Here is a 23,903-nt window from a genome sequence, read left to right on the forward strand (position 1 = left end):
AAGTATTATCGACGACAAACTTAAAGTCCGTCGCCTTTTGTGAGATAATTCATCGTTGCGACCGACTATTCCGGTCGGTCATTGGGCACATAAGGGGGGATCCAATGTCAACGACGGCAGTAGAAGCAGACGTAGGCGAAGTTTCACCTAATCTAGTGGTCGATGCGATGTTTGCGTGCCGAAAGACGGCCGCCATCGTAGCCGCCATAGAACTCGATCTTTTTACTCTGATCGGTGACGGCAGCAATGCGGCATCCTTGGCGGCCGCAGCAAATGCAGCCGAAAGAGGCGTGCGCATTCTGTGCGACTATCTTGTTGTGAACGGCTTTCTCACGAAAACAGGCAATCAATACGCTCTGACACCATCCAGCCGGGTCTTCCTCGACCGGCATTCGCCAGCCTATATGGGCGCGGCCATCGAATTCCTGGCCGCACCGGAAATCCTCAAGCAGATCCTAGACAATCCGGCTTCCTATGTCCGCAACGGCGGATCCATTGGATTGGCAAATATGTCTCCGGACAATCCGGTTTGGGTGAAATTTGCTCGCGGCATGGGCTCGTTCACAGGCGGCAGCGCCATCAGCCTCGCTGCCGAAATGTCCAATTTGCCCATGCAGCCAAGGAAAATACTTGATATTGCCGCAGGGCACGGACTTTTCGGGATCGAGATGGCGAAGGCTTTTCCTTCGGCCGAGATCGTTGCGGTCGATTGGGGCTCCGTTCTGGAATTGGCCAAGCATAATGCGCAGCAATTTGGCGTCGCCAAACGCTACAAGGTCATTCCGGGCAGTGCATTCGAAGTCGACTGGGGCACGGATTATGATCTTATCCTGATGCCGAACTTCCTGCATCACTTCGACCTGGAAACCTGCGCAGGATTGCTGCGGAAGAGCCGAGCCAGCCTGAGCACCGAGGGTAAGGTGGTTGCGGTGGAATTCGTGCCGAACGACGATCTCGTATCCCCGCCCTTCCCCGCCGCTTTCTCATGGGAGATGCTGGCCAGTACGCCAAAAGGCGAGGCCTACCCGCAGAAGGACCTGGCTGAGATGGCTAGGCGTGCCGGTTTTCATAATGTGAGGATAAAGCCACTACCACCGTCGCCGGCAAGCCTGATCTTCTTCGAGTAGCGATGCCGGGAGTACCGGTCTCCTCTTGCCGGCAGATGCGGAGATAGCGCCGAGGGGGCCGCCGCCCCCTTGAACTCGCTGATAGAAGTTAATTCTCCTGCGCCCGCGCGGCCTTGCGCTTGGCCCTCGAATTCGGCTTGCCTGCTGGCGGGCCGTCGTTCTTGGCGAAGCCCGGTTTGCCGGGCTTTTTCGCCCAGGGCTTCTTGTCGGAACGCTCGGAAACGCCGCCCTCGCCTGCATGCGCCCGCTCCGGCTTGCGGTCGGACTTCCATTTCGGCTTCGGGCCGTCATTCGAACGCGGTCCCTTGTCAGCGAAGGGCTTCTTCTTTGCAAAGCCGCCTTCCCGCTTGGCCTGGAAATCCGGCGTGCCGGCAAGCGGCTTGACACGGATGCCGCGCTCGAGGGTCTTGTCGGGGCCGATGGCCGCGAGGAAGCGCTCGAAACTCTCCTGCGAGAGCTCGACGAAGGTCTCCTCGGGCTGCATCTTGATGGCGCCGATGTCGCGCTTGGTCAGATTGCCATTGCGGCAAAGCATGGGGATCAGCCAGCGCGGTTCGGCATTCTGCTTGCGTCCGACAGAGAGCGATACCCAGAGGCCATCGGTGAAGTCGTTGCGTCCCGCAGACGAGCCCTCATCGCGTGGCGTGACCGGAAAGTCATCCCGACGTGGCTTTCTGCGCTCGCCTTCGGCCGGCACGTCCTGCAGCTCCTCGGGCGCAGAATGGCCGGCGCGATATTGCCGCAGGAATGCAGCTGCCACCTGCTCGGCGCCATGGCGCTCCAGCAGCTGTTGAACGATCGACTGCTCGTCTTCGGCAAGCGGCGCTGTAAAGACCGGATCGGCGAGAAGACGCTCATCGTCCCGCTGGCTCACCTCGTCGGCTGACGGCGGCTTTGCCCAGGTGGCGCGGATACGGGCGGCTTCCAGCAGGCGCTCCGTGCGGCGACGGGCGCTCAGCGGCACGATCATGGCGCTGACGCCCTTGTTGCCGGCGCGGCCAGTGCGGCCGCTGCGATGCAGCAGCGTTTCCGGATTGGTCGGCAGATCGGCATGGATGACCAATTCCAGGCCCGGCAGATCGATGCCGCGGGCCGCGACGTCGGTTGCGATACAGACGCGGGCGCGGCCGTCGCGCATGGCCTGCAGGGCGTGCGTGCGCTCGTTCTGGCTGAGCTCGCCCGAGAGAGCGACAACCGAAAAGCCGCGATTGTTGAAGCGGGCCGTCAGATGATTGACGGCGGCGCGCGTCGAACAGAAGACGATGGCATTGCGCGCCTCATAGTAGCGCAGCACGTTGATGATGGCGTTTTCCCTGTCGCTCGGAACCACGGTCAGCGCGCGATAGTCGATATCGACATGCTGCTTGGCTTCGGAAGCCGTGGCGATGCGGACAGCGTCGCGCTGGTAGTTTTCGGCAAGCTTGGCGATCGAGCGCGGCACCGTGGCGGAAAACATCAGGGTGCGGCGCTCGGAGGGTGCTGCTTCCAGGATGAATTCCAGATCCTCGCGGAAACCGAGATCAAGCATCTCGTCCGCCTCGTCGAGCACAACGGCCTTGAGTTCGGAGATATCGAGCGAGTTGCGGCGGATGTGATCGCAGAGACGGCCGGGTGTGCCGACGACGATATGAGCGCCGCGCTCGAGCGTGCGTCGCTCCGTGCGCATGTCCATGCCGCCGACGCAGGACGCAATGGTCGCACCCGTCAGCCCATAGAGCCATTCCAGCTCGCGCTGCACCTGCAGCGCCAGTTCGCGGGTCGGTGCAATCGCCAGCGCCAGCGGAGCACCTGCGCGGCCAAACCGTTCCGCGCCGTCAAGGAGGCCGGGCGCCAGCGCCAAGCCGAAGGCAACCGTCTTGCCCGAGCCGGTCTGAGCCGAGACAAGCGCATCTTTGCCAGCGAGGCCGGGATCGAGCATGGCCTTTTGCACCGGCGTCAGCGTTTCATACCCGCGCTTCGCCAAAGCCTGGGCGATCGCAGGAGCGATGCCTTCGAATTCAGTCATCATCTGTCTTTCGGAATTCTTCGCACACCATCAGGCGGCGATCATCGTGGTTCGCACGTCGCGAACCTCTTCTTCAGGCGTGCACATACTTGCTCAATGCGTCAATGTACAGAGCAGACACGGATTCGTGACGAGGAAACGAAAAAAAGGCAGCGAACCGCGCTGCCTTTGAAGTTTATGCTGTCGAAAGCAAGCTCGAGTCGGGGAACTTCATGTCTCGGGAGCCGAGAGTGGCTCCAATCCGCTCCAGCTCATGCGAACGGCCTCAAGTTAGCCTTTACTTTTGACCAAGCTTTCTTAACGCGAGGTTAGCAAACGATGGTCATCGTTTGCCCCTCAATTTTAAGGCTGACCTTAACTTTTGAGTTCTTCCAGCCCGGCAAAGAGATCCAGCGCTTCCGGATTGGCGAGCGCCTCCTTGTTCTTGACCGGACGGCCATGCACCACCTCGCGCACCGCAAGCTCGACGATCTTGCCGGATTTCGTGCGGGGGATATCGGCAACGGCGATGATCTTGGCCGGCACATGGCGCGGTGAGGCGCCGGTGCGGATGCGGGTCTTCATCGCCTTGACGAGATCTTCGGTCAGGGAGACGCCGGCGGCAAGGCGAACGAAGAGCACGACGCGGACATCATCATCCCAATCCTGACCGATACAGAGCGCCTCGAGAACCTCGGGAATCTGCTCGACCTGGTTGTAGATCTCGGCCGTGCCGATGCGCACGCCGCCGGGATTGAGCGTGGCGTCGGAGCGGCCGTGAATGATGAGGCCGCCATGCTCTGTCCACTCTGCGAAATCCCCGTGGCACCAGATATTGTCGAAGCGCTCGAAATAGGCAGCCCGATATTTGGCGCGCTCCGGATCATTCCAGAACATGACCGGCATGGAGGGGAAGGCTTTGGTGCAGACAAGCTCGCCCTTCTCGCCGCGCACCGGCTTGCCTTCGTCGTTCCAGACATCGACGGCAAGTCCGAGGCCCGGCCCCTGGATCTCACCGCGCCAGACCGCTTGCAGCGGATTGCCGAGCACGAAACAGGAGACGATATCCGTGCCGCCGGAAATGGAGGCCAGCTGGATATCGTCCTTGATGCCCTCATAGACGAAGGTGAAGCCCTCGGGCGACAGCGGCGAGCCGGTGGAGGTCATCAGCCGCAGGCTCGAAAGATCATGCGAGGTCTTCGGCGTCAGGCCGCTCTTATGGACGGCGTCGATATATTTGGCCGAGGTGCCGAACAGCGCGAATTTCTCTTCCTGCGCATAGTCGAACAAAATGTTGCCATCGGGGGCGAAGGGCGAACCATCGTAAAGGCAAAGCGTCGCGCCGGCGGCAAGGCCCGTCGCCAGCCAGTTCCACATCATCCAGCCGCAGGTGGTGAAATAGAAGACCTTCTCACCAGGCACGACGCCGCAATGGAGGCGATGCTCCTTGAGGAGCTGCAGCAGCGCGCCTCCGGTGGAGTGCACGATGCATTTCGGAACGCCTGTGGTGCCTGAAGAAAACAGGATGAATAGCGGGTGGGAGAAGGACACGGGCACAAACTCGACCGGCTTCGCCTCGAAGGGCGCGACTAGATCACCAAGGGTCCTCGCGCCCGGTGTCGCTGCCACGACGGCTTCGGCATTGCCGGCATAGGGCACGATGATGGTAGGCGCTTTCAGGCGCTGGGCGATGGCGCTGACCTTTGCTGTGACGTCCTGCAGCTTGCCGCTGTACCAATAGCCGCTGCACGCGATGAAGAGCTTCGGCTCGATCTGGCCGAAACGATCCATGACGCCCTGCTCGCCGAAATCCGGCGAACAGGAGGACCAGATCGCACCGATCGACGCGGCCGCCAGCATGCAGGCGATGGTTTCGGGCATGTTCGGCATCATTGCAGCGATGCGGTCGCCCTTGCCGATACCCTCGGCGCGATAGGCCTGCTGCAGGCGGGAGACCATGGCGGCCAGCCGATCCCACGACCAGCGATCGCGCACCTTGTCCTCGCCCCAGAACACAAGCGCATCGCCCTCGCCGCTTCGCGAGAGCAGGTTTTCCGCGAAATTCAGCTCGGCATCGGGAAAGAAGCGGGCATCCAGCATGACATCGCCATGGATTAACGCCCGTTCACCGCGCTTGCCCTTCACACCGCAGAAATCCCAGACCGCCGACCAGAAGTTCTCACGGTCGGCGATGGACCAGGCGTGGAGGCTGGCAAAGTCGGACAGCGGGAGGTCGAAACGGCGGTTGCATTCCTGCATGAAAGCGAACATCGGACTCTGGCGGCGAAATGTTTCCGATGGTGTCCAGAGCGGCTGCTGATCCTGCATATTTCTCTCCCGCTTTTTGCACTATATAGCAATGCTGCAGCGCATTAATAAAATCACGGTGTTGTGGGTATTGCCAGTGCGTGACGTTTGCATCCGACAAACATTTCCTATATCCGGCAAACTCAGGCAGATTATCCCTATCAGTTCAAGAGTCTCCACGGGATCATGAGAGCTTCGAAAAACAACAAGTGGCGGTTGACGATGCGTTCGGCCTCGCGCTGGCTGCCTGCCGTTGCTCGCACGACCGGCATCATTCTTCTCACGATCCTCATCGTGTTCGCTGTCTTCAGAGCGACCGCGCCTTTCCTGATTTCAAGCGGTCTGGTGCGCTCCGGCATTGAGAAGGCATTGTCGGACTGGACGGGATATCGAGCCCAGATCGAGGGCGACCCGACGCTCGAATTCTGGCCGACCCCGCGCGTGACGCTCAATCAGGTCACCATCCGCGAGCCGTCGCGAAACGGTAAGGTCCTCGGCCATGTCGACAGCCTCTCCGCGGATTTCTCGCTATGGTCGGCGATCCGCGGGCATGCGCATTTTCACGAATTCCATTTCCTGCGCCCGATCCTTTATATCCGCCGCGACGAGAACGGCCTGATCGACTGGACGAACGAAGGCCGCCTTTCCAAGGCGATCGAACAGGCCGAAACCTCCTCCGGCCAGGGCATGCGGATGAGCAAGGAACAGGATGCCGCCATCGGCATGCTGACTATCGAGGACGGAAGCGTCGAAATGACCGACGAGCGCAGCGGCAGCATCTACAAGCTGAACGCCGTCAATGCCGACATCGCCTGGCCGCGGCTTTCCCAGTCGCTGAGCGCTGTCATTCTTGCCCGCTTCAACGGTCAGGACATCAAGCTGAACTTCGACTCGACGCAGCCCCTGCTCTTCTTCGCCGGCAAGAATGTGAACACCACGACCAGCTTCGTTTCGCCGCTGATCAGCTGGACCTATACAGGTATTACCAGCATATCGGATTTTTCGGCACTTTCGGGCAATCTGGATCTGAGTGTGCCGAACGTGCCCTCCTTCATCGCCTGGAGCGGGCAGCGCCTGCCGGCAGCCGACGCCCTCAAGAATATTTCGCTCAGCGCCAATATCGCAGCAATCGACAACGGCCTGCGCTTCAACAACCTCAGCTTCAAAGTCAACGATTCCGCCGCTTCCGGCATCATGGATCTGAACTATACGAAATCGGGCAAGCCGAAGATTTCCGGTACACTTGCCTTCGACCAGATGAACCTCAATCCGTTCCTGGCCGCCTTCTCCATGCGTCTGGCCGCGGAAACCGCGATTGATGCGCTGTTGAACGGCAATCCGCTGCAGCGGCTCGATCTCGATATGCGGCTGTCGTCGAGCAAGGCAGCTCTCGGCCCCTTCCAGTTCGAGAATATCGGCGCCAGCCTGCTGGTGGCAGGCGGCAAGGCGAAATTCGACATAGGCGACAGCAGCTTCGAGAGCGGTTCGCTGACCGCGCATCTGGAGGTCGCACCAGGCGATTTCGATGGCGGCGGCAAATTGCAGATATCGATCCGCAACGCCGATTTTGGTGGCCTCTTCACGCGCCTGAAGCTGGTAGGCCCGTTGCCGATGCCCTCATCGGCTTCACTGGATCTTTCGCTTAGCACCTCGAAGCCGATCTGGGTTGCCACGCTCAGCGACGTCGCCGGCACGCTGCACTTCACCTCGTCGGCAGGATCGTTTCGCCAATTCGATATCTCGACCTTCCGCACGCTCGCCGCCGAGAAGGCTTTCTTCCGGATGAGCGATATCGCCGATTCGTCTTTCGACTTCGATAGCATCAGCGTGGATGCCAGTTTTGCGAAGGGTTCCGCCGAGGTGCAGAACGCGGCCATTGCGGGCCGCAACGAAACGATCAGCTTCAACGGCGTCGTTCCGTTCCGCACCAACGGGCTGGCACTCTCCGGCGCGCTCGAGGCGACCTCGCCCTCCGACGCGGACGAACTGCCGATGCTGCCTTTCTTCATTGGCGGCAGCTGGCCGAATCCGGTGATTTCTCCGGTCGCAACGCTTCTGCAGAAGCCCATGCAACAGCCGTAGTTCTTTCACGCCGTTCAGCCGCAGCACTTCAAGCTGCTGCAGCCGCCTGCTCGTCCCTCTGCCGTTGGACCTCCCGGCGCTTCGTCGCGATGGAGGCGCAGATAACGCCCACGGCGACCACGCCGATCAGGATGGTGCAGATGGCGTTGATCTCCGGCGTCACGCCAAGCTTCACCTGACTGTAGATCAGCATCGGCAGGGTCTTGGCGCCGGCACCCGAAGCGAAAGTCGCAATGACCAGATCGTCGAGCGACAGGGTGAGTGCCAGCACCCAGCCGGAGAAGACCGCCGGTGCGATGATCGGCAGCGTCACCTCGAAGAAGGTGCGCACCGGCGGCGCACCGAGATCCATCGCCGCTTCCTCGATCGAGCGATCGAAGGTCAGCAGGCGCGACTGCACAACAACGGCGACGAAGCACATGGTGAGCGTCGTATGCGCCATGACGATCGTCCAGAAGCCGCGATCGACGCCTGACGTGACGAAGAGCAGCAACAGCGACAGGCCGGTGATGACATCTGGCATGACCAGTGGCGCATAGATCATGCCCGAAAACAGAATGCGGCCGCGGAAGCGCGTATAGCGTACCAGGGTAATGGCCGCGAGCGTGCCGAGCACCGTCGCAATCGTCGCCGAAAGCAGCGCGATGCGCACTGTAAGCCAGGCGGCGCTCAACATCGTGTCATTGCTGAAAAGATGCACGTACCATTGCGTCGAGAAGCCGCCCCAGACGGTGACGAGGCGCGAGCTGTTGAATGAATAGATGACCAGCAGCAGGATCGGCAGGTAGAGGAAGGCCAAACCGAGCGTGACCGAGACGATGTTGAAGTGGGACCAGCGGATCATAAGTTATCTCCCCTTCTCATCGGCCTTGGCCTGGAAATGCTGGAAGAAGACGATGGGCACCACCAGCACCAGAAGCAGGATGGTCGCCACCGCCGAGGCGAGCGGCCAGTCGGTATTGCTGTAGAATTCCGTCCAGAGCACCTTGCCGATCATCAGGGTTTGCGAGCCGCCGAGTAGGTCGGGGATGACGAACTCACCGACAGCTGGGATGAAGACCAGCATGCAGCCGGCGATAACACCAGGAAGCGAGAGCGGAAAGGTGACGCGCCAGAAGGCGCCGATCGGCGTGCAGCCGAGATCCTGCGCCGCCTCGATCAGCGTGCCGTCCATCTTTTCCAGCGCGGAATAGAGCGGCAGCACCATAAACGGCAGGTAGGAATAGACCATGCCGATATAGACGGCGGTATTGGTGTTCAGGATGACGAGCGGCTCATGGATGATGCCGAGCGCCATCAGAAGCTGGTTCAGCAGGCCCGTCGTGCTCAGGATCGACATCCAGGAATAGACGCGGATCAGAAAGCTCGTCCAGAAGGGCAGGATGACCAGCATCAGCAAGGTCGGCCGGATCGTGCGCGGCGCCTGCGCCATGCCATAAGCGATCGGATAGGCGATGATCAGCGTCAATAACGTGGAGATGCCGGCGATCTGCAGGCTCTCGATATAGGCGTTCATATAGAGCGGGTCGCCGGCAAGCCATGTGTAGTTGTCGAACGACATGGTCTGCAGCTTGTCCCACCAGTCGCTGAAACTGTCGCTCCAGGCGAAGGACGGGTCGTAGGGCGGCACCGACAAGGCCTTCGTCGACAGCGAGATGCGGAAGACGATGAGGAAGGGCGCGAAAAAGAAGATCAGCAACCAGGCATAGGGAACGATGATCACGAGGCGCTGATAGATTAGGGAACCGAGCGCTTTCATGATCAATCCTTCAGCAAGACGCCGGCATTTTCGTCGAAGGAGACCCAGACGTTCTGGTCGTAGGCGAATGGCTCTTCCACGGCGCGGACAGCGTTCAGCGACGAGGCCTTGACCACCTGCCCGCTCTTCAGCTTGACGTGGAAGACAGTCATGTCGCCGAGATAGGCGATATCCCATATCTCGCCTTCGGCCGCATTGACCGAGGCATTGGCCGGCGGGCGCGGCGTCACTCTGAGCTTCTCCGGACGGATGGCGAGGCTGGCTCGGCTTCCCGCCGAGGGCGTGTCTCCGGAAGCCGTGCGCACCGTGAAGCCCGATTCGACCGCTATCTCGACGATGCCGGATTGTGCCGAGGTGACGTTGCCGTCGAGGATGTTCACATCGCCGATGAAGTCTGCAACGAAGCGGCAATTGGGCGCCTCGTAGATCTCGGCCGGCGTTGCCACTTGCACCACCTTGCCGTGGCTCATGACCGCGATGCGGTCGGCCATGGTCATTGCTTCTTCCTGGTCGTGGGTGACGACGACGAAGGTCAGCCCCAGGCTCTGCTGCAGATCCATGAGTTCGAACTGCGTCTCTTCGCGCAGCTTCTTGTCGAGCGCGCCAAGGGGTTCGTCAAGCAGCAGCACTTTCGGGCGCTTTGCAAGCGAGCGGGCCAAGGCCACGCGCTGGCGCTGGCCGCCGGACAGCTGATTGGGCTTGCGCTTGGCGAATTGCTCCAGCTTGACAAGCTTCAGCATCTGCCCGACTCGATCGTCGATCTCAGCTTTCGGCATGCCATCCTGGCGCAAGCCAAAGGCTATGTTCTTTTCCACCGACATATGCGGAAACAGCGCGTAGGACTGGAACATCATGTTGACTGGGCGGCGATAGGGCGGCGTACCGGCGAGATCCTGACCATCGAGCACGATCTCGCCCGTCGTCGGCTGTTCGAAGCCCGCGAGCATGCGCAAAAGCGTAGATTTGCCGCAGCCGGATGCGCCGAGAAGGGCAAAGAATTCACGATTGTAGATATTCAGGGAGAGGTTATCGACGGCGGTGAAATCTCCGAACTTCTTGGTCACGTTCTTGAAGGAAATGTAAGGCTTGGCCGAAGGATCGATCCAAGGAGCAAAAGAACGCCGGATATTACCGAGTGACTTCATTATCTATCCCCAATTGAACGCCATTGTAGCGCGCGTCGCGCCGGCTCTTCCCCATCCCGGCACGTTCGTGATTCCTGACTTTATCCTCATAAGGAAAGGCCCGGACGTTGCCGTCCGGGCCGCTTCGATTTATTGGCCTGTCGTGACCTTTGTCCACAAGCGCGTCGCCAAGCGCTGCGTTTTAGAGTCCCAAGGGGTCAGCGTGTACAGTTTCTCGCGAACCGCATCCGTGGGATAAACGGCCGGATCATCGAGTACATCCTTGCTCACGAACTGCTGCGACGCCTTGTTGCCGTTGGCATAGGCAGTGAAGTTGCTGGCCTTGGCGATGACCTCAGGCTTCATGATGTAGTTGAGGAAGATATGCGCCTCCTCGACATGCGGCGCATCGGCAGGGATCGCCATGACGTCGAACCACATCTGCGCGCCCTTGGTGGGAATCGAATAGGCGATGTTGACGCCGTTCTTCGCTTCGGCGGCGCGGTTGCGGGCCTGCAGCACGTCGCCGGAATAACCAAACGCCAGGCAGATATCGCCATTGGCAAGCGCGTTAATGTATTCGGAGGAGTGGAACTTGCGCACGAAGGGACGGATCGCGGTCAGGAGATCCTCGGCCTTCTTGAAGTCCTCCTGCTTTGTCGAATTCGGGTCGAGGCCCAGATAGCGCAGCGCGGCCGGGATGACGTCGGTCGGTGAATCCAGCACGTAAATGCCGCAATCCTTGAACTTTGCGGCGAGCTTCGGATCGAAGATCACGTTGATATCGGGAGCGTCGTCGGTGCCGAGGATCTGCTTCACCTTGTCGACGTTGTAGCCGACACCGCTCGTGCCCCACATATAGTCGATGGCGTATTGGTTACCAGGATCATAGGTGGCGATGCGCTGCTGCACCGTATCCCACATGTTGGAGATGTTTGGCAGCTTGGACTTGTCGAGCTTCTGGAAGACGCCGGCCTTGATCTGGCGCTGCAGGAAATAGGCGGTCGGGACGACGATGTCGTAGCCGGTCTTGCCGGCCAGCAGCTTGGTTTCCAGCGTCTCGTTCTGGTCGAAGGTATCGTAGACGACCTTGATGCCGGTTTCCTTGGTGAAATCCTCCAGGATCGAATTGTCGATATAATCCGACCAGTTGTAGATATTGACGACCTTGTCTTCTGCCTGAGCGACCGTTGCCAGCGAAACGACGGCAAACGCCGTTGCTGCAAGCCGTGCGAACATGGACTTCATAGTCTCTCCTGTTTTGTTCAAGGGCATCCAGGCGATACCCAACCCTCTGTTTTTCCCGCTAGACTAGAAAGGAAATCGGAAGGCGACAAGGGAAAAAGCAAGCCGGCATAAGCTTTAGCCGTTTTCCCCGAAAACGACCGATCTCCAAGCAAAATTGCCCGCCAAGAGACAATGCCGTTCGCACGCAATTGTGAATGCAGGGCTTGCTTCGCACGTGAATGCGGAAGCAGGCTTTGCTAACATCGAGACGTTCTCGTCCACAAACATTCTCACGCCTGTTTCGCCATCCTGCCCAGCGGGCAAACTCAAACCCATCAGCGGGGACCTATCATGCAGTATCAAAAATTCGGCAATACCGGTCTCAGCGTCTCGCGCCTGTGTCTCGGCACGATGACCTTCGGCCTGCAGATCGAGCAGGAAGAGATCGCCCATGCCATTCTCGACAAGGCGGCCGATGCCGGAGTCAATTTCATCGACACCGCCGATGTCTACCCGCTCGGCGGCGGCGAGCAGCTTGCCGGCCGCACCGAGGAGATTGTCGGCCGCTGGCTGAAGGGCAAGCGCGACCGCTTCATCGTCGCGACGAAGGCTGTCGGAAAGGTCGGCCCGTCTCCTTGGGATCAGGGCGCGTCGCGCAAGCATCTTCTCGACGCCATCGACGCTTCGCTGCGGCGCCTGGGCACCGATTATGTCGACCTTTACCAGCTGCATTCGGACGATCGCGAGACGCCGATCGACGAGACGCTGGAGGCGCTCGATACCATCGTGCGCTCCGGCAAGGCCCGCTATGTCGGCGTGTCGAACTTCCTCGCCTACCGGCTGGCACTGGCGCTCGGCCGCGCCGATTTCCTGCGCACCGCGCGCTTCGTGTCGGTGCAGCCGCGCTACAATCTCTTGTTCCGCCAGATCGAGCGCGAGCTTCTGCCGCTTGCCGAAGAACAGCACCTCGCTGTCATTCCCTACAACCCGATCGCCGGCGGCCTCCTTACCGGCAAGCACAAGCACGATGTCGCGCCGACAGAAGGGCGTTTCAGCGCACAGCTTCGCAGCGCCGGCAGCAATTATCTGCAGCGCTATTGGCATGAACGCGAATTTGCCACGATCGAGAAGTTGCGCGGCATAGCCGAAGAGGCCGGGCAATCGCTGACCAAGCTTGCCGTCGCCTGGGTGGCCGCCAATCCGGTCATCACCTCAGCCATTATCGGCGCCAGCCGCCCCGAACAGCTCACGGACACGCTGGCCGCCATCGACCTGAAGCTCGATCCGGAACTGAAGGCGAAGCTTGACGAGGCCACGGTCGAATATCGCTGGGGCGACGCAGCTCGGTGAAGAAGCACGAACGGCGGTCAATTGCCGCCGGTTTCTTTACAGATAGGTCGGACGCTTGCCGGCAAAGAGCTCGGCGTGGCTTTTCAGCAATTTGGTCATGCGGTCGACCACGGTGCGGATTTCCCGGCGATGACGGTCGGCATTGTTCATGACGATCCACTGCCGATGGCGCAGCTCCGGAATTTCCTCGCCGACCCGCGCCAGCCACGGCTCCTGGTCGCCGACGAAGCAGGGCAGAACGGCAATGCCGGAGCCGGCAAGCACCAGATCGCGTAGCGAACGCGGCCGGCTGACCGTGAAAACGATTTCCTCGCGCTTGTTCTGGTGCGGCCAGCGCAGATAGGCCGAGATCGCCTCCTCCTCCGCTACCGCGATCCAGCGCTGCGGGCCGGAAAAGCGCATGTTGCGGGCCTGATAGGCAGCATAGGCGACATCGCCGATCTTGATGGCGGCGAGATTGGTCTCCTCCGGCTCGAAGGCACGGATGCCGATATCGCTTTCGCGATGGGCGAGGCTGGCGCGGCGTTCGCCGAGATGAAGGTCGATGCCAAACCCGTCACGTTCAGAGCAGATAGTCGGCATGTTCTGGCTGAGCAGCCAGCCGACCCAGGTGCCGGCAGCGATACGCACGATCGATGCACCCTGAGCATCGCGCTGCCAGCTATCGACCTTGCGGGCGGCGGCTTCCATCTCCAGTAGTTGGTCGAACAGGGCCTGGCCATTGCCGGTCAGCGTATAGCCCGCCTGGCTGCGCTCGAACAGCGGGCGACCGATCTTTCCCTCCAGCTCCAGCATGCGCCGGCCGATCGTCGCCGGGCTCAAGCCGCTGGAAGCAACCGCGCCGGTCAGGCCGCCACCACGGGCGACATCCAGAAAAAGCTGATAGGAATCCCATGTCGTGTTTTTCATAATTGAAAAACATAAGATGATCATGGCTGTTTATAAAGCAAATTCGTATGTGTAGTTGAAGGGATGCCTCACGGAAGGAGACATCTCATGATGGACAGCATGGCCCTGGCGAAAGCCATAGAAATACAGAGCCTGGCACGCGAAGAGCAATGGCGCTGCAACGAAGATTTATTCTACCTTGACTACGGGCTCGAGCCGCCGCGGCTCTTCATATGGATTGAGCGGATATTTGTCGCTTTGAGCACCCGACTCCAGGCAATGAAAAAGGCGGACCGGCCGGAAATGGGCCGATCCGCCTGCGATAGCAACGCCCGCTGCGGTCAGGCCGCCTGCTCGCGCATGTAGTTCGCGCTATAGCCGGTCTCGATCTTGAACTGCAGGATAAGGTGCAGCAGGGCATCGGCCTCGGTGGCGAGCTCGCGGCTCGCCGCCGTGGTTTCTTCTACCATGCCGGCATTCTGCTGGGTCATCTGATCCATGTGATTGACCGAGGAGTTAACCTCCTGCAGCGCGCTTGCCTGATCGTGGCTGGCGCGGGCGATCATTTCCACGTGGTGGCTGATCGTCACGATCTGGCTGCTGATCTGCGCGAGCACCGAACCGGCCTCCTGCACGTACTGCGAACCGGAATTGACCTCCTCGGTCGACTTGTTGATGAGCCCCTTGATCTCCTTGGCGGCAGCAGCCGAGCGCTGCGCCAGCTCGCGCACCTCCATGGCGACGACCGCGAAGCCCTTGCCCGCATCGCCTGCGCGGGCGGCTTCGATACCGGCATTGAGCGCAAGAAGGTTGGTTTGGAAAGCGATCTCGTCGATGACGCCGATGATCTGCTCGATTCGGCGCGAGGCCTCCTCGATACGCGACATGGCATCGATGGCGTTGCCGACGACGACAGAGCTGTCATCGGCACTGCGCTTGGCTTCGCGCACGATTGCATCCGCGTCCTTCGCGCGCTCGGCAGATGAACGGACCGTCGTGGTGATCTGGTCAACGGCAGCGGCGGTCTGCTCCAGCGAAGAGGCCTGCTGCTCGGTGCGCTTGGAGAGATCCTCGGCGGAAGCCGCCATCTGAGCGCCGTTGCTCTGGATCATCTCGACATTGCTGCGGACCTGGCTCAGCGTCTGTTGCAGGCGGGACAGCGAACTGTTGAAGTCCTGGCGCAGCTGCTCGAGGCGGCCGATGAAAGGCGTGTCGATCGTCGCCGAGATATCGCCCTGGGCAAGGCGCTCGAGACCGGCGGCAAGCTCGCTGACGGCATAGTCGATCTGACGGTCGAGCTCGCGCTTTTCGGCATCGTTGCGCTGGCGTTCGTGCTCTGCGGCAGCGCGCTCCTCGTCACTCTGCTCCTCGATACGGATCTTCGAAATGGCGTTTTCCTTGAAGATGCCGAGGGCTCTGGCCATGTCGCCGATTTCGTCCCGGCGCTGCTCGCCGGAGATCGAAGTCTCCAGCATACCATCAGCGATGCGGCGCATGGCAGCGGTGATCTGCCCGATCGGACGCTGCAGGGTCAGGACGAGTGCGATGCCACCGGCAACCGAGAGAATGATGCCGAGTGCGGTTGCCAGGATGGATATGGAATTTGCCTGGTTGCGCTCGCTGCCGGCGCTCTGCTTCTGCGTCTCGGCGAAAGCTGTCAGCTGGCCCCAGACCTGATCGAGCTGCTGGCGGGCACTGGCATATTCGCCGATCCGCTGATTGATGGTATCGACCAGCTTGCCGCCGGCCTCATCCATGGACTTGATGGCCGGACGAATGGCCGAGTCGATGTCGCCGGCGAAATCCATGCTCTTCGCGCTCTGGTTCAGCGTATCGATATCGCCACCGAGCTTGGAGACTTCCTGGCGCAGGCGGACGAGATTGTCCTTGTTCGTATTGGCGTTGAAATCGGCCAGCACGAGCTGCAGCGAATAGATCGAATCTTCAAGGCGGCGCGTGTCCTGCAGGACCGAATTGGTCTGTGCGACTCGGGCATCGAGGGAAACGAAGGTCGTGGTCGCCTGGCGCATCATCTGCGTCGCCGTCAGCTGCGTATAGGTCGAGGTCTGGCGGAAGCGCGAAAGCAGCCGGCTGATATTGGTGATCGTATCGTCGGTCGGAACATCCGTGCTTTCGGTGAAGGCAGCAAGATCCTTGATGGTACCCACGAGCGACTGGACAACGCTCTTCTGGTTCTGCGGCAAGGCAAGGTCGATGGAGCGCTGCGCCTTGTTCAGGTCCGGCAGCCGGTCCTTCAGTACCTTGACCTTGTCGGCCGGTGTCGCGGCCTTGTTGAAGTCTTCGGCAACAGAGGCCAGCATATCGCCGCCCTTCAGCAGGCGGTCGGCGGAGCGCAACGTGGAGGTCGCGTCCGCCTGGTCCTGGCGCATCCGGTCTTCCAGCTGCTGGCTGTTGAAATTGACGTTGAAGCGGGCACTGATCAAGGCGCGCTGGGCGTCGTCGATCGTCTTGCGCAGCGAGAGTTCCTGTTCGTGCAGAGACCACAGCCTGCCGACGAGGTTGGACATGTCGGCGGTCTTTGCCATCGCGTCGGTCAGATTGTCGCGACCATCCGCATCCGCACCGAGCTGGCCGAGAGTCGCATTCAGCACGCCCTGCTGCGACTTGATGTCCTCATAGAGCTTGTCGCGCTGCTGTGTGTTCGTGATGCGCAGGAAGTCATCCATGGAACCATAGAGGTTCTTGAACCCGGTCAGGGACTGCAGGACGCTGTTGGAGATCTCCATGCGGCCCTGAAGCAGGCCCGACGCATAAAGCCCGGTAAGGCCCACGGCGGAAATGCTGATGACGAACGGCAGGACGAATATCAGAACTTTCGTCTTGATGTTGAAACGCGACAATATCTTGTCAATGAACATTTTGGCCCAGACCTCTCACACACCGCTCCCCCGTCGACGCCGCCTCGGCGCTGACCGGATGTATAATCATCATTCTTGAAATATCAGCAGGCGGGGTTCCCGAGTATAAGTCGGGAAGCAATCATTGCTTCGGCTCCAGCTTGCAGTAGAGCGCCCCAAGAAATCGACAGGGATTGTCGGCGTGATTAATTAATTTTCAGATAAGGATGTAGTGTGACCCGCAGCATACAATCGAACGCTGAAAAGCGGAGGGAGAGATCTATCTCTGTGCGCGAGCCAAGGCTGCCGTTCGACGACGGCCAAGAGCAATGTGGCGGCTGAAATCAGAAGCCGCGTACGGTAAGGTAGGCGATGCAAGCGGCAGTAACGCCGGTCGCCAACATCAACAGTCTTGCCGCCAAAAGCTTGGCATTGTCACGGGTCTGAGCGATTGCAATGGCGCGAGCGCGACGATGTGTTCTGTTCATGAGTATATTCCCATTTTCGCACTGACACGATAACCGGCAAATGGTGCTTTCGGCAACTGCCAATGTATTCACTAATAATGTAGGAAAGGAAAACGCGAGAAACAGAGGCCGGTTCCATTTTCTCAAGGCGCCGACAAGGCCTTGAAACGGCAGTTCAAGCCGCTTCGCCGGCTACATGCCCGGAGGCCCACGCCCATTGGAAATTATAGCCGCCGAGCCAGCCGGTCACGTCGACGCATTCGCCGATGAAGAACAGGCCGGGATTGGTTTTCGCCTGCATCGTCCGCGAATCGAGGCAAGCCGTGTCGATGCCGCCGAGGGTCACTTCGGCGGTGCGATAGCCTTCCGATCCGGAAGGTTTGACCGGCCAGGACTGGATAGAAGCCGCGAGCTGCTGCAGGCGTTTGTCCGACAGATCGGCCATGTTGCCGGAAATGCCCTCGCTCTCGACAATGTGCTGAGCCAACCGTTTCGGCAGGATTTCCGCAAGCGCCGTCTGCGCAGATTGCCGGCCATTGACCTGCTTGGCCTTCTTCAGCAGTGCGAAAATGTCGATATCGGGCTCGATCGCGACGGTGATGTCCTCGCCTTCCCGCCAATAGGAGGAAATCTGCAGAATGGCGGGGCCGCTGAGGCCGCGATGGGTGAAGAGCAGGGCCTCGCGGAATGCCGTCTTGCCGTGGCGGATCTCGGCGGGGGCAGCAATGCCCGACAACGGAGCCAGACGCTGAAGCAATTGCGGATCGAGCGTCAGCGGCACAAGGCCCGGCCGCGTTTCGACGACAGGCACGCCGAATTGCTCGGCAATGCGATAGGCAAAACCTGTCGCGCCCATCTTCGGGATCGACTTGCCGCCCGTGGCGACGACCAGCGAGGATGCTTCGAAGGCGCCTTCGGATGTGCTGACACGATAGCCGCCCGCCTTCTGCTCGATGCCGCTGATCTCCGTTCGCAGTCGCAGTTGCGCACCGGCCACGCGCATCTCGTCGGTCAGCATGCGGATGATATCCTTGGCGCTATCATCGCAGAAGAGTTGGCCGAGCGTCTTTTCATGCCAGCCGATGCCATGGCGCTCGACCATGGCCAGAAAATCGGCAGGCGTGAAACGCGCCAGCGCCGATTTGGCGAAATGCGGATTGGCGGACAGGAAGTTCTTCGGACCGGCATGGATATTGGTGAAATTGCAGCGGCCGCCGCCGGAAATGCGGATCTTTTCGCCGGGTGCGGCGGCATGATCGAGCACGAGAACGGACCGACCGCGCTGGCCGGCGCGGATGGCGCACATCATGCCGGCAGCGCCTGCGCCAAGGACGATCACATCATATCTGCCGGTCACGCTTCAGCCCTTTATTCTTCGCCGCGCTCTCTCGTCATTTTTCCATCATACGGCGAAAGTCCCAGCGGTTTTCCCCCTCGCCAATTGGCAAACTGCAGTTATGATGCACTCACCGATCAACCCAAATACGGTGTTTTATGCCCGCGAGAAAGACCCCGCTGAAAGCTTCCATACCCGTCTCGAAAGCACCAATAGTACCCCCCAGTCTGAGATCGGCACGCGGCGTGGCAAACTGGAAGGAAGCGGCGCAATGGTTACGGGCACGCGGGATCGAGGACATAGAATGCATCACGCCGGACCTTGCCGGCGTGCCGCGCGGCAAGATGATGCCGACATCGAAATTCACCTCCAACACATCGCTGGCACTGCCCTCGGCGATCTATCGACACACGATCTCCGGCGAATATCCGGAAGAGACCGAAAGCTTCCGCTACGAGCCGCGCGACAATGACCTGAAGCTGGTCCCCGACCTGTCGACGCTGTCGGTCGTGCCCTGGGAAACGGATCCGACCGCGCAGGTCATCTGCGATATCGTCAATTCCGAGGGACAGGAAGTCTCCTATACGCCGCGCAACGTGCTGAAGCGCATCATGGGGCTCTATCGTGATCGCGGCTGGAAGCCGGTGGTGGCGCCGGAAATCGAATTCTATCTCGTCGCCAAGAATGACGATCCGGATTATCCGCTGCACCCGCCGAAGGGTCGTTCCGGCCGCTCGATCCTCGGCGGCCAAGGCTATTCGATCGCCGGCATCAACGAGTTCGACGAGCTGATCGACGACATCTATCACTTCTCCGAGAAGCAGGGCCTTGAGATCGATACGCTGATCCATGAAGAAGGGCCGGCGCAGCTGGAAATCAACCTGCGCCATGGCGACCCGATCGAGCTTGCCGACCAGGTGTTCATGTTCAAGCGCACGATCCGCGAGGCGGCGCTGAAGCACGGCATCTACGCGACCTTCATGGCCAAACCGATGCAGAGCCAGCCGGGCTCGGCGATGCACATCCATCAGTCTGTCGTGAACATCGAGACGGGCAAGAACGTCTTCACCAATCCGGATGGCACTCCCTCGCCCGAATTCTTCCATTTCATCGGCGGCATGCAGCGCTTCGTGCCGAATGCGCTCGCCATGCTGGCGCCCTATGTGAACTCCTATCGCCGGCTGGCGCCGAACATGTCCTGCCCTGTCAACAATGCCTGGGGCTACGACAACCGTACCACGGCTTTCCGCGTGCCAATCTCCGATCCGCAGGCGAGACGTGTGGAAAACCGGCTGCCGAGCTCGGATGCCAATCCCTATCTGGCGCTCGCCGCTTCGCTTGCGTCGGGCCTTCTCGGCATTATGAAGCAGGTGGAGCCGACGGCGCCGACCGAGGATTCTGCCAACGAAGGCTCCATCGACCTGCCGCGCGGTCTCCTCGAAGCCATCGCACTGATGGAAGACGAGCCGGCCTTCGAAGAGGTCTTCGGCCAGGATTTCATCGGTATCTATGCCGGCGTGAAACGCGGCGAGTTCGAGACTTTCATGCAGGTGATCAGCCCGTGGGAGCGGGAATTCCTTCTGCTCAACGTGTGAGGGAGATCGCCCATGACATTGCAGGAAACTTGGCAGAGCCCGATTGCTCCAGGCCTTTCCTTCTACCAGGCGACCGTCGGCCAGCGTCCGATCTATCCGAAGCTCGACGGCTCGCGCCGCGCAGATGTCGCGATCATCGGCGGTGGCTATACCGGCCTTCAGGCCGCCTACAACCTCGCCAAAGGCGGTGTCGACATCACTCTGATCGACGCCAACCGCTTCGGCGACGGCGCCTCCGGCCGTAACGGCGGCCAGCTCGGCACCGGCCAGCGCTGGTGGCCCGAAGAGCTCGAAGAGAAGATTGGCTATGAACGCTCCAAGGCCCTCTTCGATCTGGCCGAAGATTCCAAGCGGCATCTTCTCGATTTCGCGTCCGAGCATGGCATCGACATCGATTTCCTGCCCGGCCAGATGAATGTCACGCATAAGCGCAGCTACAAGCGCGACTATATGGACAGTGCGGAGATCGCGGCGACCCGCTACGGCTATCCGCATATGACCTTCATGGATCAGGCCGAAACCCAGGAGAGGTTGGGTTCGCAATTCTATCTCTATGGCGTCCGGGATATGGGCACGGGTCATATCCACCCGCTGAAGCTGCTAATCGGCCTTGCCCGCGTCGCGGCTGAGGCCGGTGCGTCTCTCTTCGAAATGACCAAGGCGAAGGGTTTTCGGCAGGCCGGCGCCAAGACGATCATCGAAACGGATGGCGGCGAGATCACCGCCGACCGCGTGCTGATCGCCTGCAACGGCTACATTGGCAATCTGGAGCCGGTGACGGCAAGTCACGTCATGCCGATCCGCTCCTTCATCGGCGCGACCGAACCGCTCGACCGCTTTCCGCAGGTTCTTCCCGGCAACGAGGCGGTGGCCGATTCGCGATTCGTCGTGCGCTATTTCCGCAAATCGAGGGATGGACGCCTGCTGTTCGGCGGGCGCGAGGCTTATACATCAGACAATCCGCGCGACATAACGCAGCACATCCGCCGGCAAATCACCGAAATCTATCCAGCTCTCGGCGATATCAGGATCGATTATGCCTGGGGCGGTTCGGTCGGCATCACCATGCCGCGCCAGCCCTTCGTGCGCGAAGTCATGCCGGGCGTGACCTCGATCGGCGGCTATTCCGGCCATGGGGTGATGCTGTCAAATTATTGCGGTAAACTCTATGCGAAAACGGTTCTCGGGAATGCGGACGAGCTTCATCTCTTCAAGGAGCTGAACATTCCGCCCTTCCCCGGCGGTGCGCGCATGCGGGCGCCTCTGTTGTTCCTGGCGCTCTCGTGGTTTGCGTTGCGCGACAGGTTTTGAAAACCGGAAGATGATTTCTTCCGCCGGCAATCCGCTCTAAAAAGCGCATCTGAATTTTGCGATGCACACTGGCCTTTTTAAATCGATTAGATTAAAAGGGGCCTCAACCAAGACCGATTGAGAGATAGCTCATGAGCAGCCAGATCATTCCCGTTGAACCATTTGATTATGTCGTTTTCGGCGGCAGCGGCGACCTTGCCGAACGCAAGCTCCTGCCCGCTCTTTACCATCGTCAGGTCGAAGGTCAGTTTTCCGAGCCAACCCGCATCATCGGCGCTTCACGCAGCGCGCTTTCCAATGAGGAATACCGCAAATTTGCCGACGCCGCCCTCAAGGAGCACCTGAAGAAGGGCGAATATGACGACGCCGAGGTCAAGAAGTTCCTCGCTCGTCTGTTCTACGTACCGGTCGACGCGCGCAGCGACGCCGGCTGGGATCAGCTCAAGAAGATACTGGACGAAGGCAAGGAGCGCGTGCGCGCCTTCTACCTCGCCGTCGCGCCTGGCATCTTCGGCGACATCTCGCAGAAGATCCACGATCACAAGCTGATCACCAAGCAGACCCGTATCGTCGTCGAAAAGCCGATCGGTCGCGACCTTGCATCCGCCCTGCAGCTGAACGACACGATCGGCAAGGTCTTCAAGGAAGAGCAGATCTTCCGCATCGACCACTATCTCGGCAAGGAAACCGTGCAGAACCTGATGGCGCTGCGCTTTGCCAACGCGCTCTACGAGCCGCTATGGAACGCCAATCATATCGACCACGTCCAGATCACCGTCGCTGAATCGGTCGGTCTCGAAGGCCGCGCCGGCTACTACGACACCGCCGGCGCCCTGCGCGACATGGTACAGAACCACATCCTGCAGCTGCTTTGCCTGACCGCGATGGAAATCCCCTCCTCGATGGATTCGGAAGCCGTTCGCGACGAGAAGCTGAAGGTGCTGCGCGCGCTGAAGCCGATCGACGCTTCCAACGTCGAGCAAGCAACGGTTCGCGGTCAGTACCGCGCCGGCGCCTCGGCAGGCGGTCCGGTCAAGGGCTACCTCGACGAACTGGAAGGCGGCGTTTCCAACACCGAAACCTTCGTCGCCATCAAGGCCGAAATCGGCAACTGGCGCTGGGCTGGCGTTCCCTTCTACATCCGCACCGGCAAGCGCCTTGCCGGCCGCATGTCGGAGATCGTCATCACCTTCAAGCACATTCCCCACACCATCTTCGATCAGGCTGCCGGCCGCATCGTCGCCAACCAGCTCATCATCCGCCTGCAGCCGGACGAAGGCGTCAAGCAGTCGCTGATGATCAAGGACCCAGGCCCGGGCGGCATGCGCCTGCGCAACGTCTCGCTCGACATGAGCTTCGCGTCTGCCTTCAACGTCCGCAATCCGGATGCCTACGAGCGCCTGCTGATGGACGTCATCCGCTCCAACCAGACGCTGTTCATGCGCCGCGACGAAGTCGAAGCCGCATGGGAATGGGTCGACCCGATCCTCAAGGGTTGGGAAGAAGCCAGCCAGCAGGTGCAGGGCTACACGGCAGGCACCTGGGGTCCGAGCCAGGCTATTGCGCTTATCGAGCGTGACGGCCGCACCTGGCATGACGATATCTAATCTGGGACGATGACGATGACAGCGAATATGCATGCTTTTGCCAATGGTGCCGAACTCGCCGGCAAGCTCGCGGACAAGGTGGCCGAGACCCTCTCGGTCGCCGTCGCGACGCGCGGCTCCGCAAGCATCGCGGTCTCCGGTGGCTCGACGCCGAAGGCCTTCTTCCAGGCGCTGTCATCGCGCTCGATCGAATGGGGCAAGGTGACGATCACCCTCGTCGACGAACGCTTCGTGCCGGCGGACAATCCGCGTTCGAACCACCTGCTCGTTCAGGAAAACCTGCTGAAGGACAAGGCGGCAGCCGCCAAGTTCCTTCCGCTCTATCAGGCTGCGGCCTCTGTCGAAGAGGCTGCAGTTATCGCCACGGAAGAAACCAAGGCTATCGGCCATCCCTTCGATGTCGCCATTCTCGGCATGGGCAATGACGGCCACACCGCCTCCTTCTTTCCCGGCGGCAGCAATCTCAAGACCGCACTCGATCCGAACACCCCGCGCGGCATCATCACGATGGAAGCGGAAGGTGCCGGTGAGCCGCGGCTGACATTCACTTTCTCCAGCCTTCAGGATGCCCGATTGCTGGTGCTCCATATCGAGGGAGAAGGAAAGAAAGAGGTTCTCGCCAAAGCCGAAGCGGCGGGCGAGGAAACCGAGATGCCGATCCGCTCCATGCTGCGGCGGGCGGCTTCCCCGGTCGAGATTTATTGGGCTCCCTGACACGGCCGACAGGCCTCGTCATCGAACCTTGAATGACACAGCAACCTATGCTGCGCCATGTGCCCTTGCGGGCGCAGCGACAAAGCATTGACTTTTGGACCCCCCGCGCCACGCCCCCACCGAGATAGATCTTCGGGCATTGCGCAGAACAGACGGAGGCAGATCGA

18 protein-coding genes are annotated in these 23,903 nt (G+C 60.4%); 8 read left to right on the plus strand and 10 right to left on the minus strand.

What is annotated here, in order from left to right; all coding sequences use genetic code 11:
- Positions 1-104 precede the first annotated feature (104 nt).
- Positions 105-1,127 (plus strand): class I SAM-dependent methyltransferase, encoded by a 1,023-nt coding sequence (locus JJQ51_RS06515; protein ID WP_113390250.1) that lies wholly within the window; start codon positions 105-107, stop codon positions 1,125-1,127.
- A gap of 88 nt (positions 1,128-1,215) precedes the next feature.
- Here the strand turns inward: JJQ51_RS06515 and JJQ51_RS06520 are convergent, their stop codons facing one another.
- Positions 1,216-3,132, minus strand: a complete 1,917-nt coding sequence (locus tag JJQ51_RS06520; protein WP_113354067.1) for a DEAD/DEAH box helicase — start codon at positions 3,130-3,132, stop codon at positions 1,216-1,218.
- Positions 3,133-3,486: 354 nt separating this feature from the next.
- On the minus strand, positions 3,487-5,439 hold the full coding sequence (locus tag JJQ51_RS06525; protein WP_113353791.1) for an acetoacetate--CoA ligase: 1,953 nt from the start codon (positions 5,437-5,439) through the stop codon (positions 3,487-3,489).
- Positions 5,440-5,604: 165 nt separating this feature from the next.
- Here JJQ51_RS06525 and JJQ51_RS06530 point away from each other — a divergent pair, with 165 nt between their 5' ends.
- Positions 5,605-7,500: an AsmA family protein gene (locus JJQ51_RS06530; RefSeq protein WP_113330094.1), complete on the plus strand. Its 1,896-nt coding sequence runs from the start codon at positions 5,605-5,607 to the stop codon at positions 7,498-7,500.
- 28 nt (positions 7,501-7,528) lie between these two features.
- Here the strand turns inward: JJQ51_RS06530 and JJQ51_RS06535 are convergent, their stop codons facing one another.
- The 4 genes from JJQ51_RS06535 to JJQ51_RS06550 form a co-directional block, all read right to left on the minus strand.
- A complete protein-coding gene (locus JJQ51_RS06535) occupies positions 7,529-8,344 on the minus strand; it encodes an ABC transporter permease subunit (RefSeq protein ID WP_113353790.1) in 816 nt (271 codons plus the stop codon).
- Between the two features lie 3 nt (positions 8,345-8,347).
- Complete coding sequence (locus tag JJQ51_RS06540; RefSeq protein ID WP_113353789.1) at positions 8,348-9,259, minus strand: ABC transporter permease subunit; 912 nt, start codon at positions 9,257-9,259, stop codon at positions 8,348-8,350.
- A gap of 2 nt (positions 9,260-9,261) precedes the next feature.
- A complete protein-coding gene (locus JJQ51_RS06545; RefSeq protein ID WP_113353788.1) occupies positions 9,262-10,404 on the minus strand; it encodes an ABC transporter ATP-binding protein in 1,143 nt (380 codons plus the stop codon).
- A gap of 129 nt (positions 10,405-10,533) precedes the next feature.
- Complete coding sequence (locus tag JJQ51_RS06550; RefSeq protein WP_233788612.1) at positions 10,534-11,622, minus strand: polyamine ABC transporter substrate-binding protein; 1,089 nt, start codon at positions 11,620-11,622, stop codon at positions 10,534-10,536.
- A gap of 339 nt (positions 11,623-11,961) precedes the next feature.
- On the opposite strand from JJQ51_RS06550, the gene JJQ51_RS06555 reads away from it, so the two are divergent.
- Positions 11,962-12,960: an aldo/keto reductase gene (locus JJQ51_RS06555; protein ID WP_113353787.1), complete on the plus strand. Its 999-nt coding sequence runs from the start codon at positions 11,962-11,964 to the stop codon at positions 12,958-12,960.
- A 36-nt stretch (positions 12,961-12,996) separates the two neighbouring features.
- Here JJQ51_RS06555 and JJQ51_RS06560 read toward each other — a convergent pair whose 3' ends face one another.
- The gene (locus JJQ51_RS06560; RefSeq protein WP_113395718.1) at positions 12,997-13,869 is read right to left on the minus strand and encodes a LysR family transcriptional regulator; all 873 of its coding nucleotides are present in this window, start codon (positions 13,867-13,869) and stop codon (positions 12,997-12,999) included.
- A gap of 87 nt (positions 13,870-13,956) precedes the next feature.
- Between JJQ51_RS06560 and JJQ51_RS06565 the strand changes: the two genes are divergently transcribed.
- A complete protein-coding gene (locus JJQ51_RS06565; RefSeq protein ID WP_113353786.1) occupies positions 13,957-14,214 on the plus strand; it encodes a hypothetical protein in 258 nt (85 codons plus the stop codon).
- On the opposite strand, the gene JJQ51_RS06570 is transcribed toward JJQ51_RS06565, so the two are convergent.
- The 3 genes from JJQ51_RS06570 to JJQ51_RS06580 form a co-directional block, all read right to left on the minus strand.
- Positions 14,190-16,727, minus strand: coding sequence for a methyl-accepting chemotaxis protein (locus tag JJQ51_RS06570; RefSeq protein WP_152095528.1), 2,538 nt, complete (start codon positions 16,725-16,727; stop codon positions 14,190-14,192). The two genes, JJQ51_RS06565 and JJQ51_RS06570, sit on opposite strands and share 25 nt — an antisense overlap.
- Before the next feature lie 323 nt (positions 16,728-17,050).
- Positions 17,051-17,194 carry a hypothetical protein gene (locus tag JJQ51_RS06575; RefSeq protein WP_173002499.1) on the minus strand — a complete coding sequence of 48 codons (144 nt, stop codon included), beginning with the start codon at positions 17,192-17,194 and terminating at the stop codon, positions 17,051-17,053.
- Positions 17,195-17,348: 154 nt separating this feature from the next.
- The gene (locus tag JJQ51_RS06580) at positions 17,349-18,530 is read right to left on the minus strand and encodes an NAD(P)/FAD-dependent oxidoreductase (RefSeq protein ID WP_152093696.1); all 1,182 of its coding nucleotides are present in this window, start codon (positions 18,528-18,530) and stop codon (positions 17,349-17,351) included.
- 137 nt (positions 18,531-18,667) lie between these two features.
- Here JJQ51_RS06580 and JJQ51_RS06585 point away from each other — a divergent pair, with 137 nt between their 5' ends.
- The 4 genes from JJQ51_RS06585 to pgl all read left to right on the plus strand — a co-directional run bounded on the left by JJQ51_RS06585 (position 18,668) and on the right by pgl (position 23,736).
- Positions 18,668-20,104 carry a glutamine synthetase family protein gene (locus JJQ51_RS06585; protein WP_152095529.1) on the plus strand — a complete coding sequence of 479 codons (1,437 nt, stop codon included), beginning with the start codon at positions 18,668-18,670 and terminating at the stop codon, positions 20,102-20,104.
- Positions 20,105-20,116: 12 nt separating this feature from the next.
- A complete protein-coding gene (locus JJQ51_RS06590) occupies positions 20,117-21,415 on the plus strand; it encodes an NAD(P)/FAD-dependent oxidoreductase (protein WP_152093698.1) in 1,299 nt (432 codons plus the stop codon).
- A gap of 131 nt (positions 21,416-21,546) precedes the next feature.
- Positions 21,547-23,022, plus strand: a complete 1,476-nt coding sequence (gene zwf, locus JJQ51_RS06595) for a glucose-6-phosphate dehydrogenase (RefSeq protein ID WP_095433980.1) — start codon at positions 21,547-21,549, stop codon at positions 23,020-23,022.
- Positions 23,023-23,037: 15 nt separating this feature from the next.
- Positions 23,038-23,736 carry a 6-phosphogluconolactonase gene (gene pgl, locus JJQ51_RS06600; protein WP_113330082.1) on the plus strand — a complete coding sequence of 233 codons (699 nt, stop codon included), beginning with the start codon at positions 23,038-23,040 and terminating at the stop codon, positions 23,734-23,736.
- Positions 23,737-23,903 lie beyond the last annotated feature (167 nt).

This window comes from Rhizobium sp. AG207R (assembly GCF_027109195.1).
Taxonomy (GTDB): Bacteria; Pseudomonadota; Alphaproteobacteria; order Rhizobiales; family Rhizobiaceae; genus Rhizobium; species Rhizobium dioscoreae.

Excerpts from the sequence above, each read along its gene's own strand:
- JJQ51_RS06515 (WP_113390250.1), top strand. The coding sequence starts at position 105 with ATGTCAACGACGGCAGTAGAAGCAGACGTAGGCGAAGTTTCACCTAAT.
- JJQ51_RS06520 (WP_113354067.1), bottom strand. The coding sequence starts at position 3,132 with ATGACTGAATTCGAAGGCATCGCTCCTGCGATCGCCCAGGCTTTGGCG.
- JJQ51_RS06525 (WP_113353791.1), bottom strand. The coding sequence starts at position 5,439 with ATGCAGGATCAGCAGCCGCTCTGGACACCATCGGAAACATTTCGCCGC.
- JJQ51_RS06530 (WP_113330094.1), top strand. The coding sequence starts at position 5,605 with ATGAGAGCTTCGAAAAACAACAAGTGGCGGTTGACGATGCGTTCGGCC.
- JJQ51_RS06535 (WP_113353790.1), bottom strand. The coding sequence starts at position 8,344 with ATGATCCGCTGGTCCCACTTCAACATCGTCTCGGTCACGCTCGGTTTG.
- JJQ51_RS06540 (WP_113353789.1), bottom strand. The coding sequence starts at position 9,259 with ATGAAAGCGCTCGGTTCCCTAATCTATCAGCGCCTCGTGATCATCGTT.
- JJQ51_RS06545 (WP_113353788.1), bottom strand. The coding sequence starts at position 10,404 with ATGAAGTCACTCGGTAATATCCGGCGTTCTTTTGCTCCTTGGATCGAT.
- JJQ51_RS06550 (WP_233788612.1), bottom strand. The coding sequence starts at position 11,622 with ATGTTCGCACGGCTTGCAGCAACGGCGTTTGCCGTCGTTTCGCTGGCA.
- JJQ51_RS06555 (WP_113353787.1), top strand. The coding sequence starts at position 11,962 with ATGCAGTATCAAAAATTCGGCAATACCGGTCTCAGCGTCTCGCGCCTG.
- JJQ51_RS06560 (WP_113395718.1), bottom strand. The coding sequence starts at position 13,869 with ATGAAAAACACGACATGGGATTCCTATCAGCTTTTTCTGGATGTCGCC.
- JJQ51_RS06565 (WP_113353786.1), top strand. The coding sequence starts at position 13,957 with ATGATGGACAGCATGGCCCTGGCGAAAGCCATAGAAATACAGAGCCTG.
- JJQ51_RS06570 (WP_152095528.1), bottom strand. The coding sequence starts at position 16,727 with ATGTTCATTGACAAGATATTGTCGCGTTTCAACATCAAGACGAAAGTT.
- JJQ51_RS06575 (WP_173002499.1), bottom strand. The coding sequence starts at position 17,194 with ATGAACAGAACACATCGTCGCGCTCGCGCCATTGCAATCGCTCAGACC.
- JJQ51_RS06585 (WP_152095529.1), top strand. The coding sequence starts at position 18,668 with ATGCCCGCGAGAAAGACCCCGCTGAAAGCTTCCATACCCGTCTCGAAA.
- JJQ51_RS06590 (WP_152093698.1), top strand. The coding sequence starts at position 20,117 with ATGACATTGCAGGAAACTTGGCAGAGCCCGATTGCTCCAGGCCTTTCC.
- zwf (WP_095433980.1), top strand. The coding sequence starts at position 21,547 with ATGAGCAGCCAGATCATTCCCGTTGAACCATTTGATTATGTCGTTTTC.
- pgl (WP_113330082.1), top strand. The coding sequence starts at position 23,038 with ATGACAGCGAATATGCATGCTTTTGCCAATGGTGCCGAACTCGCCGGC.